Here is a 10,884-nt window from a genome sequence, read left to right as displayed (position 1 = left end):
CAGCTCATCGGGGGTACCGGCCATGACCAGTGCGTTGCGCGCCGGGTCCACCAGCAGGAAGGCGTTCTCGCGGGCAAACGGCGTGAGCAGCTTGCGCATCTCCACCGCCGAGATGTAGTCGAGGTGAACAGCCGCGCGCTCAGCCCACCCCCCGGCGCGGGAATGCGCCGCTGCGGGGTGAGCTGCCCGGCCACGGCCTGCCCGGCCGGCACCACCAGGTAGCGCTCGCCCTGGCGCACCAGCGCGTTGCCGGTCCACGACAGCAGGGTTTCCAGAATCGACAGCGCCTGGCCCTTGTCCACCGGCTTGGCGGTGGAGAACGACACCTCGCCGCTGACGCCCTGGGCAATGCTGAAATCCTCTTGCAGCAGGTCACCGAGGATGGTGTTGATCACCGCGGCAATCGGCTGGTTGGAGAAGTTGAAGGTCACCTTGTTCTGCGGATCTTCGACCTTTCTGGGCGCGCGCGCCGCAGCCGTGCCGACGAACTGCTGGCTGCCACGCACGATCTGCTGGCGCGGCGGCTGGGGCGACACCAGGGCACCAGGCTGTGGAGCTGCCAGCGGCCCGCCAGGCACCGGCAAAGGGGCGTCGACACCGGTACCGGCCAGCCCTTCGCGAATCAGGCGATCGTCTTGCGAGGTGGATTGAACAGGGTTGACGCAGCCTTGCAGCAGCAGGGTCGCGAGGCACGAAAGCGCAAAACGATTGACCACGAATTTCAATCCTTGATAACGATCAACAATCAGTAGGGTTCAGGGGAATGTCATCGGCAACCTGGGCGTGGAAAGCTCCAGGGTCTGCCGGGTGGGTCCATTGACCAGTTCGATATGCCGCTCGCCGATACGCTCGAGCAGCCAACCATTGGGCAGGGTCTGTCCCTCCTTGAGCGACAGCGCCTCACCGGTGTTGTCCTTGAGCATGGCCACGCGCACCTGTTGTGCCGCCACGATGCCGGTCAGCACCAGGCTGTCGAGCATCGGCGCGGCATCGAAGGTAGCCACTGGGGCATTGGCCGCATCGGGCTGGCGCTGGGCGTGGAACAGCGGCGCCAGCCAGACCTGTTGATAATCCTGCAAGGGCGTCGGCGTGACCGGCACGCCGGCTTCGGCAGGCGGCGCCAGCGGTGCAGGACTGCGCGCCTGCACCGCGGGCCAGTGCACCGCAGCGCCCAGGCCATTGAGCAGCAACATCCACACGCTCAACAGCACGGCCGTGACGCCAGCCAGGGGCAACAGGGGTCGGTAGCGCTGACGCAGTTCATTCATGGCGGGTGTCCTGGGCAACGCTCAGGTAGCCGCTGACCTGCACCTGCACGGCCAGCCGGCCGGCCTGGTCTGGTACGGCGGCGGGCTGCTCGCTGCGGCGAATGTTCAGGGCGTCCACGCGCAGGTAGGGCGCCTCGTTTTCAAGGCGGTGCAAGGTTGCGGCCAGCGACTCGATACCGCACTCCAGGTCGACACTCACCCGGACCACCATCAGCTGGCCCTGCGCCTGGGCAGGTTGGGGCTCGCGGTTCAGCACGCTACAGGCCAGCCCCGTGGCCGGCTGCAGCGACACGCGCTCGGCCACCAGTTGCATCAGTTGCGCCGAACCCGCTTGCGGTTCGTTGCCGCTGAGCAGGCTGTCGCTGTGCAATGGTTGCTCGCGTACGGCACTCAGCCGCGCCTGCATCACGTCGCGCTGCGCCTCCAGGGCGGCAAAGCGCTGATAGGACGCCTGCAGCAGTTGCTCTTCTTCAGCCATCTGCTGCAGCGGCGCCACCAACCACCAGTGCACCAGCATCAGGTAGGCCAGCAATACGCCCGACAGGGCCAGGATGATTGCGCAGGCACGCTGCATGCCTCGGGTCAGTTGCATGGCGTCAGGCTCCCGGTTGGCGGCGCTGGGCCACGAGGGTAAAGCGTTCCAACCCGGTGTCGCGGTCTGGTTGCAAGCCACCCTGGAAACTCGCCTGGGTGAGGCCGGCGCAGCGCGCCAACTGGCCCGGCAAGCTGCTGGCCTGTCGGCTCGCGCCGCTGAGCCTGACGCTGGCGTCGGCGCGCAGCTCCAACTGGTCGAGCCAGGTGTCGGCAGGCAGGCAGGTGGTCAGCAGGTTGAGCAGCGCCACGCTGGTCTGGCGCTCGCTGCCCTGGCTCTGCAATGCCCGGTCGGTCTCGGCGCGCGCCAGTACCTGCTTGCGCATGGCGTCGACCTGCAGAGCACGGCCGCGCAATTGCGTCACCTGCGCTTGCATCTCGTGCAGCGCCTGCTCGCGATTGCCCAGCCAGGTGCCCAGGCTCACCACCAGCAGCAGCGCGATGGCGGCACCGAACCCGTACCTCAGGTGCTGCACACGCTGGGCCTGGGGGTCGCGCTGCGGCGCGGGCATCAGGTTCATGGCATACGCCTGACCGGCCGCATCCAGGGCGTCGACCCGCACCACCTGAATGCCCTCGGCCTGGGCCTGCTGCAGCACAAGGTCCAGGCGGGTACGCGGTATCACCAGCAACTGCACGTCCAGCCAGCCCGGCGTATCGGCAGCCTGGGCGCGTACATCGAAATACAGTTGATCGGCATTGAACGGGGTGTGCTTGTCCAGTTCATACCCCACCACCGCCCGAAGGTTCGCAGCGGCCTGGCGAGGCAGTTGCAAGGTGCACAACAGGGTTTCGCCCGGCGCCAGCAACAAGGTCACTGCACGCCCAGGCGTGACGCCGTGAGCCTGGTGCGAAGGCCACTGGAGCGCCACGGGCGTGCGCTGCGTGCTCAACCGCTCGCGCAGGGCTGCAGGTGCACAGGCCAGCAATTCCTTGCGCCACCAGCGCAGAAAGCCCGGCAGGCGCGATGCGTCATACCGCGCGCGCATTTGCCCCAGCAGCACGTCAAGTGCCGGCGGCATGCTTTTACCTTTCATTGCGCAAGCGCTCCCACCTGTTGGCCTGTACGAATCGCAACACTGATCAATGGCCAGCGCACCGGCCCATCCGCCTCGGCCTGGATGCGTACCCGCTGCGGCAAACGCTCTGGCCACGGCCACTGTTCCAGCCAGCCGGTCATGCGGCGCTCTTCATCGAGGCCGCGATAGCTGAAATGCAGCGACTGAAGGCGGCTCATCAAGATCTGCTCGCTGCCCCACGGCCGCTGGCCATCGAGCTCAAAAAAACTTCACGTTCAACTGCCATGTGCCGTCGCTGGCCTGCACCGATTCCAGCTCATGCAGTTTCAGGCCGCCACCGATGCCCAGGGGTACCGGGGCAAAGAAGCGCAGGCGCTGGGCATCGCCTTCGAACAGGCGCTCCCAGCCGCCTGCGTCGGTCAGCGCAAGCGGGCGCACGTCCTGCAGCGCCTGGCGCACGAAGCGCTGCGAGGCGCGCACTTCGTCGAGGCGCTCGGCGTACTTGGCGCTGCTGCGCAGCGAGCGGTTGCCGGTGGCGAAACTGCTCGCCACCAGCACCAGCAACAGGCCCAGCAAGCTGATCGCGACGATCACTTCAAGCAAGGTGAACCCCTGCATGCGTCTCATGGCTGCAGCCTCGGCTCAAGGCCGCGCACCTGCAGCGTGGTGAAGGTTTCCTCACGGCCGGCATGGCTCAGCGTGAGACGCAGGTGCAGCAGGCGCACGGCCGAGGCGGCGCCCTGTTCGGTGCACTCAAGGCGCCAGTCGATGCCGTCCTGCTGGCCGCGGGTGATGCCGGGCTGCAACGGCCCGGCGCTGCTGTCCTGCATCAGCGAACGGGCCAGCAGGCCCATGCGCGTCTTCATTTCGCTGCGGGCAAACGACTGCATCGACTGGCCCATGCTGTTCAGCACGATGCCCAGCCCCATCGCCAGCAACGCCGTGGCAGCGACCATCTCGATCAGGGTAAAACCGCCTTGCCTGCGCCTCATCGCGTGCCCTGCGCCAGGCTGACACTGCCGGTGAGCCAGCCCACGTCGATGCGGGTGTGGCGTGCCGCGCTGCTCAGTTGCAGGTTGCCGCCGCTGCTGCTGCCATCGGGGTAGAAGGCAAAGGCCGCACCTTCGCCCGCCACACCCGCCGCGGTTTCCAAGCGCAGTTCGGTGCCCTGTTCAAGGCAGCGTGGCGGGCGTTGTTCGAGGTGGTAGCAGCGTGTACGCAGGTCCACCTGCAACGCCACCGGCCGGCCCTCGAACACCGCCAGGCTGCGCGCCTGGCGCAGGCTCTGGATCAGCTCGGCGGTGGCCTGACGCTCACGCGCGCTGGCCAGCCCCCGGCTGACCCCGGAGGCCAGCAGGGTGAAGGCAATGCTGATCACCACCAGCACCGCGAGCATCTCCAGCAGGGTGAAACCGCTCTGGCGCAAGGCTATTCCCAGTTGCCCAGGTCGGCATCGGTACCGCTGCCGCCGACGCGGCCGTCACGCCCCAGGAACACCAGGTCGAAACTGCCGTGCTCGCCGGGGCTCTGGTAGCCGAACGCATGCCCGAACGGGTCGAGCAGGTCGCTGTTCTTGGCATACGGGCCTTGCCAGCCGCGTGCGGCGGCAGGCGCTGTCACCAGGTCCTCGAGGCGTGCCGGGGCGGCGCCGACGTCCATGGCGTAGTTCTCGACCTTCATGCTCAGGCTGGCCAGTTGCGCCTTGCCCGCACCGTACTTGCCCTTGTCGACGTTGCCGCCCACCTGACGCACCACGATGGTTGCCACGATGCCCAGCAGCACCACCACGGCAAGCATTTCCAACAGGGTAAAACCTTGGTTACGACGACGGCTATGGCGCATGTTCACCTTCTCTTCCTTTAGATATTGCTGGTCAAACTCATCAACGGCAGCATGATCGCCAACATGATGATCGCGACCAGGCCGGTCATGATCAGGGTCAGCATCGGCACCAGGGCCGCCATGAAACGCTTGAGCGTGCTCTGCGTCTGTTTGTCATAGATTTCGGCGAGCTTGAGCAGCATGGCGCCCAGTTGCCCGGACTGCTCGCCGACACGAATCATCTGTACCGCAAGCTCGGGGAACACCCGGGTCTGCTCCAGCGCGGCCGACAGTGCGCGGCCCTCCTTGGCACCCAGCGTGGCCTGCTCCAGTGCTGCGCCCATGGCGCGGTTGCTGGCCACCTGGCGGGTGATGTTCATGCCTGCCAGCAGGCTGACCTTCTTGTCCAGCAAGGTGCCCAGGGTGAGGGCGAAGCGTGCGGTCTCCATGCCCTGCATGACCGGGCCGAAGGCCTTGAGCCGCAGCAGGCGGGTATCCAGCGCCAGGCGCCGCGCCGGGTCGCGCAGATAGACGGCCAGCCACCAGCCGCCCACTGCCAGCAGCAGCACCAGGTGCAGGGTCCACTGCGCCAGGAACTCGCCCACGTGCAGGATCACCTCGGTGATCAGCGGCAACTCAACGTTCAGGTCCTTGAAGATCGGCACGAACTGCGGCACCACATAGGCCAGCAGCAGGATCAGCGAGCCGAGCACGCCGACCACCAGGAACGCCGGGTAGATCAGTGCGCTGATCATGTCGCTGCGCATGCTCTGCGAGCGCTCCAGGTAGTGCGCCAACTGCGCCAGGGTTTGCGCGAGCATGCCGGCCGCTTCGCCGGCGCGCACCAGGCTGAGGTAGAAGTTGGAAAACACCTGGCGCTCTTCGGCCATGGCCGCCGACAGCGAGCTGCCGCCCTTGACCTGCTCCAGCAAGCGCGCGAGCAGCTCGCCCATGGGCTGCTTGCCGGCCTGGCGAGCCTGCAGCGCCAGCGCGCTTTCCAGCGGCTGGCCGGCATCGAGCAGGGTTGCCAGCTGTTCGGTGAACCGCGCGATTTCGGCGCCTGGGATGGTCACGCGGCTGAACAGCCCAGCCGTCAGCACGCCGCTACGCGCCGGGCGGATATCGATGATCATCAGCCCGCCGGCCTGCAACTGGCTGACGCCTGCTCGACGCTGCCCGCCTCCAACTGCCCGCTGGTGCGGCTGCCGTCCTTCTCCAGGGCCTGGTAGCGAAACTGCGTCATGCCCCGGCCCCCGTGTCATCGCGGGTCACGCGTAGCACTTCTTCCAGGCTGGTGACACCGGCCAGCGCCAGGCGCAGGCCGTCTTCGTAGAGGGTGCGCAGGCCGCCCTTGCGCGCCGCCTGCTCAAGCGTGGCGCTGTCGGCCTTGCCCATCAGCAGCGCGCGGATCTCTTCGTTCATCACCAGCAATTCGGTAATTGCCACCCGCCCCTGGTAACCGCCATTGGGCGCATCCGCCCTGGGCCGGTACAACTGCACGGGACGTGCGTCGGTGTAGCGCTCCAGGTGGTGCTCTGCCACCAGTGCCGCCGGCGCATCGAAGGCTTCGAGGTGCGCAGGGTTCAGGCGGCGTACCAGCCGCTGCGCCAGCACGCCATTCACGGTCGAGGCCAGCATGTAGCCTTCGGCGCCCATATCCAGCAGCCGCGCGATACTCGCACAGGCACTGTTGGTGTGCAGGGTCGAGAGCACCAGGTGCCCGGTAAGCGCCGACTGGATGGCAATACGGCAGGTTTCCAGGTCGCGGATTTCGCCGATCATGATCACGTCCGGGTCCTGGCGCACGATCGAGCGCAGCGCCCCGGCAAAATCCAGGCCGATGGCCGGCTTTACCTGCAGCTGGTTGATGCCGTCGAGCTGGTATTCCACCGGGTCTTCGACGGTGATGATCTTGCGCTCTGCGGTATTGAGCCGTGACAGCGCGGCATACAGGGTGGTGGTCTTGCCCGAACCGGTGGGGCCGGTGACCAGCAGGATGCCGTGCGGGCGCTGCAGCACATCGAGAAAGCGTTCCAGGCGCTGGCCGTCGAAACCGAGGTCGACGAAGTCGAACGCAATCGTTTGCCTGTCAAGCAGACGCATCACCACCGATTCGCCGAAACTGGTGGGCAGCGTGGAAACCCGCAGGTCCAGCTGCTTGCCCTGCACGCGAAAGACGATGCGCCCGTCCTGGGGCAGGCGGCGCTCGGCGATGTCCAGTTTGGCCATGATCTTGATGCGCGAGATCACGGCGGCCGCCGAGCTCACCGGCGGCGATTCGGACTCGCGCAGCAGCCCGTCGACGCGGTAACGCACGTTCAGTCGGTTCTCAAAGGGTTCGATGTGCACGTCCGAGGCGCGCATCTCGACCGCGCGCTGCAGGATCAGGTTGACCAGCTTGATCACCGGCGCTTCGGAGGCCAGGTCCTTGAGGTGATCGATATCGTCCGGCTCGGCGCTGTCCTCGAAATGCTCGGTCAGCGAGCCCATCGCCGTACGGCCCTGACCGTAGCTGCGCTCGATCAGTTGCTCGACTTCGCTGTGCAGGCCCACCAGCCGCCGCACACGCAGGCCGGTGGCATATTCGATGGCCTGGAAGGGGTAGTCGCTCAGCGGGCGCGAGCCCACCACTTCGAGCAGGCCATCGCCAGCGCGGCCCACGGGCACTACGCCGTGGTGCAGCAAAAAACGCGAAGGCAAGCCTGGCAGGTGTTCGGCGTCGACCGGCTCGGCCTGGCCGGCGAAGCGTGGCCAGCCCAGTGCCGCGGACCAGGCCGTGGCCAGGTCAGGCTCCGACACCAGGCCCAGGCGCCCGAGCAATTCGGGCACGGCACTGTCGGGCTGGTCGCCACGCAGGCGAGCGAGTTGCTCGAGCCCGTCACGGCTCAGGCTGCCTTGAGCCACAAGGCGCCCTATGAGGTTTGCGATGATGTCCATATCTTCACGGCACTCGGGCTACAGCGAGCGCACAACCGATTAAGCGGGTGCGCAAAAAAAGTAGGAAATGATAACAATTTGCGCGGGATAAAAACACACTCCCGAACCAGGCAGTTAATCGCCTAGCGTTCCTGCCAGCGCAACACCCGGTACAAAGTGCCATCGCCGTCGCCCGGATTCAGCACTACCGTGGTCAGCACACCAGCGGTGGTGCCGTTGCCCAGCTCGGCCTGGCTGTCGATGCTGAGCATCGAGCCGGGGTTGCTGACAACCGCCGATGCGGCTTTGAGGCCCAGCGCCTTGCGCAGGGTCGGCGCCGCGTACGCCGCGACCGGTACCCCGTCACCGCCCCACAGGGTGATGAAGGGCAGTACACGCTGGTAGTGCTCGGTGGTCAGGGTGGTGACCTGCAACAGCTCTTCGAGGTGGCGCAGCGGCTTGCCCTGCGTACGGTGCTGTTGCAGCTGGCGCGCGTGCAGCGCCGCCCGCACGGCTGAGCGTCACGAACGGGTGCCGCCCGAAACTGCGCACCTTGGCGGTGCGGTGGGGGTCTAGCAGTTCACCATGAAAGAACAGCTGCACGCCGGGGGCAAGGCCTTGGGTGAGGGCCTGCAAGGCACCGCCGAGGTTCTCCCAGGCATCGCTGTCGGCCGCACCGGCCGGCAGCATTGAGCCGGTGAACAGCACGGGCGCTGCCAGCCCCAGCAACTGGAAGCTCATCGCGGCGGCGCTGTAGGCCAGGGTGTCGGTGCCGTGCAGTACCAGCACGCCATCGCAGCCGTGCACGTCCACGGCGTCGATGATCGCCTCGCGCAGGCGCTGCCAGTACTGCGGCGTCATGTTGGCGCTGTCGATCAGCGGCAGCAGTTCGCGAAACTGCCAGGGCGCCAGGCCCGCATGCGTGGCCATGTGCGTACGCATGCGCTGCTCGAAACCGGAGGCGGGGGCCAGGCCGTGTGCGCCGGCCTGCATGCCGATGGTGCCGCCGGTGTAGAGCACCATGAGGTTGTGCGCAGGGGCGGGGGGCATGGCGTGTCTCCGTGGTCGGCAACGTCTGGGCCGACCACCTTACGCCATCCCCCGGCAGGCTGTCAGCGCTTGAGGGGGTCGACGTTGCTCTTGGCCGGCCAGGCGCGGGTGTCCAGGTCCAGATCAGGGAACTGTGCCGAATCGAACACCGGTGTCTTCACCCCGGCGGCGCGTTGCGCGTCATAGTCGCGCAGCACCCGCAGGGCGATCTTGAACAGCAGCGCCACGGCGATCAGGTTGACGAAGGCCAGCATCGTCATGGTGATATCGGCGAATGCGAACACCGTGGCCAGGTTCTGGATCGCGCCCCACAGGATCAGCACCAGTACCAGCACGCGGTAGCCGATCAGCGCCTTGCGGCTGTCGCCCACTAGAAAGCGCAGGTTGTTCTCGCCCAGGTAGTAGTTGTAGAGGATCGAGGTGAACACGAACAGCGCCAACGCCACGCTGATGAACATGCGCCCCCAGTCGCCCACCACGGCGGCCAGCGAGTTCTGGGTCAAGGCAATGCCGTCGCCTTCGAAGCCCGGGGTGTAGAAGCCCGACAGCAGGATCAGCAAGGCGGTGCAGGTGCAGATCACGAAGGTGTCGAGGAACACGCTGAACGCCTGCACCACGCCCTGCGCCACCGGGTGCTCGACCTGCGCCACGGCGGCCACGTTGGGCGCGCTGCCCAGGCCTGCTTCGTTGGCGAACACGCCGCGCTTAACACCCATGATGATCGCGCTGCCGACCAGCCCGCCGAACGCCTGGTCGAGGCCGAAGGCGCTGTTGACGATGGTCATCAGCATGGCCGGCACCTGGTCGAACTGCAGCACGATGACATAGATGGTCACGGCGATGTACACCAGGGTCTTGATCGGTACCAGCAGGTCGGCCACCGCCGCGATGCGTTTGATCCCGCCGATGAACACCAGGCCCAGCGCCACGGCCAGGCCGATGCCGGCGTAGGTGGTGCTGACGCCGAAGGCATCATTGAGCGAGTGGGTCACGGCATGGGATTGCAGGCCGTTGAAGGCGAAGCCGAAGGTCACCAGCAGCAGGAATGCCATGACCATGCCCAGCCAGCGCTTGCCCAGGCCGTGCTGAATGTAGAACGAAGGGCCGCCACGGTACTGGCCGTCGGCGTCGCAACGCTTGTACAGCTGGCCCAGGGTGCATTCCATGAAGCTGCTGGACATGCCTACCAGTGCGGTGACCCACATCCAGAACACTGCGCCAGGCCCACCGAGGGTCACGGCGATGCCGACACCTGCAATGTTGCCGGCGCCGACCCGGCCGGCCAGGCTGAGCATCAGCGCCTGGAACGAGCTGAGCTGGTCGCTGCTGTTTTTCAAGCTATCGCGGAATACCGCGAACATGTGGAAGAAGTGACGCAGTTGAACGAAACGCGAGCGGATCGTGAAGTAGCTGCCCAGACCGACAATGAGCACGATCAGTACCTTGCCCGAGAGGAAGTCGTTGATGACTTCAAGCATGGAATTTCCTCGCTTTAACCGGTGGCGAATCAACGGCGACGCCAAGCCCCGGGGTGCTGACCCGTGCGGTGGGACAAGAAGAGGGGAGGCGTGACGCGATGATTCGCGAAGTGTGTTCAGGTGTTGTGTTGCGCGCTCGGCCACAGGCCAGAGGGCGCGCACTATACCGGTGCGCGGCCTGCACGTCTGCAACTTATGGGCAACTGGCCCGCCAACCGTTACCATCGCGCCGACCTTTGGAGTGCTCAGCAACGGACGTGCCCATGCAAAAATACCGCTCGGCGCACCAGCGCCTGTGCGCGGCGGTGGACCTGAACTGCGCGGCGTGCGCGCACATCTGGCTGCCCGATCAGCGTCAGCTCGAGACGCTTATGCGCCGGCAGCCGATTACCTGCCAGGCCTGCGATCAGGGGCTGGTGCTGGCCGATGCCGACTACCAGGCGATGACGCGTCGGCTTACCCGTGCGAAGTTGACCGAAGGGGTGGTCATCGCCGCGACCCTGGGGTGGACCCTCAGTGTGCTCGGTGCCTACTACTGCCTGGGCAATGTCGCGAGCGTGATCGTGGGCGCCGGGCTCAGCTTTGTCGGCTGGTCGATGAAGGAAGTCTTCAGCAGCGCGTCATTCCTGAATGTCGAGCTGCAGCCTTCTGGGCAGGCATAAAAAAAGGGCCCTGGAAGAATGTTCCAGGGCCCTCAAAAGGTGAGAGGTGTCTAGTCCCTCAACCTGGTGAGCGGTAGTA

Annotated in this window: 12 protein-coding genes and 3 pseudogenes; 1 reads left to right on the top strand and 14 read right to left on the bottom strand. The window is 66.2% G+C overall.

Annotated elements, in window-relative coordinates:
- From G3436_RS13175 to G3436_RS13115, 14 genes and pseudogenes are all read right to left on the bottom strand, one after another.
- A pseudogene (locus tag G3436_RS13175) lies at positions 1-680 on the bottom strand (type II secretion system secretin GspD); the annotation flags it as partial.
- 75 nt (positions 681-755) lie between these two features.
- Entirely contained in the window at positions 756-1,268 is a 513-nt protein-coding gene (locus G3436_RS13170) for a type II secretion system protein N (RefSeq protein WP_163945583.1), read from the bottom strand.
- Entirely contained in the window at positions 1,261-1,860 is a 600-nt protein-coding gene (gene gspM, locus G3436_RS13165) for a type II secretion system protein GspM (protein WP_163945581.1), read from the bottom strand. The genes G3436_RS13170 and gspM overlap by 8 nt, the downstream gene beginning before the upstream one ends.
- A gap of 4 nt (positions 1,861-1,864) precedes the next feature.
- Positions 1,865-2,881: a type II secretion system protein GspL gene (locus tag G3436_RS13160; protein WP_163945579.1), complete on the bottom strand. Its 1,017-nt coding sequence runs from the start codon at positions 2,879-2,881 to the stop codon at positions 1,865-1,867.
- Positions 2,882-2,892: 11 nt separating this feature from the next.
- Complete coding sequence (locus G3436_RS27590; RefSeq protein ID WP_243667128.1) at positions 2,893-3,096, bottom strand: hypothetical protein; 204 nt, start codon at positions 3,094-3,096, stop codon at positions 2,893-2,895.
- Positions 3,097-3,136: 40 nt separating this feature from the next.
- The gene (locus tag G3436_RS27585; protein ID WP_243667127.1) at positions 3,137-3,505 is read right to left on the bottom strand and encodes a prepilin-type N-terminal cleavage/methylation domain-containing protein; all 369 of its coding nucleotides are present in this window, start codon (positions 3,503-3,505) and stop codon (positions 3,137-3,139) included.
- On the bottom strand, positions 3,502-3,870 hold the full coding sequence (locus tag G3436_RS13150; RefSeq protein ID WP_163945577.1) for a type IV pilus modification PilV family protein: 369 nt from the start codon (positions 3,868-3,870) through the stop codon (positions 3,502-3,504). The genes G3436_RS27585 and G3436_RS13150 overlap by 4 nt, the downstream gene beginning before the upstream one ends.
- Positions 3,867-4,304, bottom strand: a complete 438-nt coding sequence (locus tag G3436_RS13145) for a GspH/FimT family pseudopilin (RefSeq protein ID WP_163945575.1) — start codon at positions 4,302-4,304, stop codon at positions 3,867-3,869. Before G3436_RS13145 ends, G3436_RS13150 begins: the two co-directional genes overlap by 4 nt.
- A 2-nt stretch (positions 4,305-4,306) precedes the next feature.
- Positions 4,307-4,720: a type II secretion system major pseudopilin GspG gene (gene gspG, locus G3436_RS13140; RefSeq protein WP_163945585.1), complete on the bottom strand. Its 414-nt coding sequence runs from the start codon at positions 4,718-4,720 to the stop codon at positions 4,307-4,309.
- A gap of 17 nt (positions 4,721-4,737) precedes the next feature.
- Positions 4,738-5,942: pseudogene (locus tag G3436_RS13135) on the bottom strand (type II secretion system F family protein).
- Positions 5,939-7,636, bottom strand: coding sequence for a GspE/PulE family protein (locus G3436_RS13130; protein WP_163945574.1), 1,698 nt, complete (start codon positions 7,634-7,636; stop codon positions 5,939-5,941). Before G3436_RS13130 ends, G3436_RS13135 begins: the two are co-directional and overlap by 4 nt.
- A gap of 122 nt (positions 7,637-7,758) precedes the next feature.
- Complete coding sequence (locus tag G3436_RS13125) at positions 7,759-8,049, bottom strand: hypothetical protein (RefSeq protein ID WP_243667125.1); 291 nt, start codon at positions 8,047-8,049, stop codon at positions 7,759-7,761.
- 40 nt (positions 8,050-8,089) lie between these two features.
- Positions 8,090-8,665, bottom strand: a pseudogene (locus tag G3436_RS13120) (asparaginase domain-containing protein); the annotation flags it as partial.
- Between the two features lie 62 nt (positions 8,666-8,727).
- Positions 8,728-10,143: an alanine/glycine:cation symporter family protein gene (locus G3436_RS13115; RefSeq protein WP_163945568.1), complete on the bottom strand. Its 1,416-nt coding sequence runs from the start codon at positions 10,141-10,143 to the stop codon at positions 8,728-8,730.
- A 263-nt stretch (positions 10,144-10,406) separates the two neighbouring features.
- Between G3436_RS13115 and G3436_RS13110 the strand changes: the two genes are divergently transcribed.
- Entirely contained in the window at positions 10,407-10,805 is a 399-nt protein-coding gene (locus G3436_RS13110; RefSeq protein WP_163945565.1) for a hypothetical protein, read from the top strand.
- The last annotated feature ends 79 nt before the right edge of the window (positions 10,806-10,884 follow it).

Origin of the sequence: Pseudomonas brassicae, from assembly GCF_010671725.1 — a bacterium.
Lineage (GTDB): Bacteria > Pseudomonadota > Gammaproteobacteria > Pseudomonadales > Pseudomonadaceae > Aquipseudomonas > Aquipseudomonas brassicae.
The sequence above is the reverse complement of the archived record's forward strand: the minus strand, read 5'-3'. Positions and strand labels throughout refer to the sequence as shown.